Source organism: Streptosporangium oxazolinicum (assembly GCF_039537505.1).
Classification (GTDB): domain Bacteria; phylum Actinomycetota; class Actinomycetes; order Streptosporangiales; family Streptosporangiaceae; genus Streptosporangium; species Streptosporangium oxazolinicum.
The window spans coordinates 1-578 of sequence record NZ_BAABAQ010000049.1 but is presented as its reverse complement, the minus strand read 5'-3'; the positions used below and the strand labels follow the sequence as shown (position 1 = coordinate 578).

General features: G+C 71.5%; 1 protein-coding gene. It reads right to left on the bottom strand.

The genetic code is table 11. The features are described from left to right. Positions 1 to 578 (bottom strand): ATP-binding cassette domain-containing protein (locus tag ABD817_RS39470; protein ID WP_344923579.1); only part of this gene is annotated, 578 nt, incomplete at both ends.

Sequence of the window (578 nt, the reverse complement as noted above, 5' to 3'; positions counted from 1 at the left end):
ACTCGCCAGGCTGATGTTGCGCGAGACGCTCTGGTCCAGCAGCAACGCCTGCGCCTTACGCTCCTCGGGCGCCAACCCCATGCCCAGCCGCACCGCACCGGTCGTACCACCACCCCGGCGCACCGGCTTACCCTCCAACACCACCTCGCCGGAGAAGCGCCGCGCCCCGTACACCGCCTCGATGATCTCCGAACGGCCCGAGCCGACCAGACCGGCCAGCCCCACGATCTCCCCCGCCCGCACCGAGAACGACACGTCCGAGACGACCCCGGGCACGGTGAGGTGCTCGACCCGCAGCACCTCGTCCCCGGCGGCGGGTTCCGCGCGGCGCGGCGGGAAGACGTACTCGACGTTGCGGCCGGTCATCAGCGAGACCACCTGCGAGGTCGGCGTCTCCTTCGCCGGCAGGCCCACCGCGACCGTACGGCCGTCCTTGAGCACCGTCACCCGGTCCCCGATCTCGCGGATCTCCTCCAGCCGATGCGAGATGTAGACCACCGCCACCCCCTGCGCGGTCAGCTCCCGGATGATCCGGAACAGGTTGCCCACCTCGTCATGGGCCAGCGCCGCCGACGGCT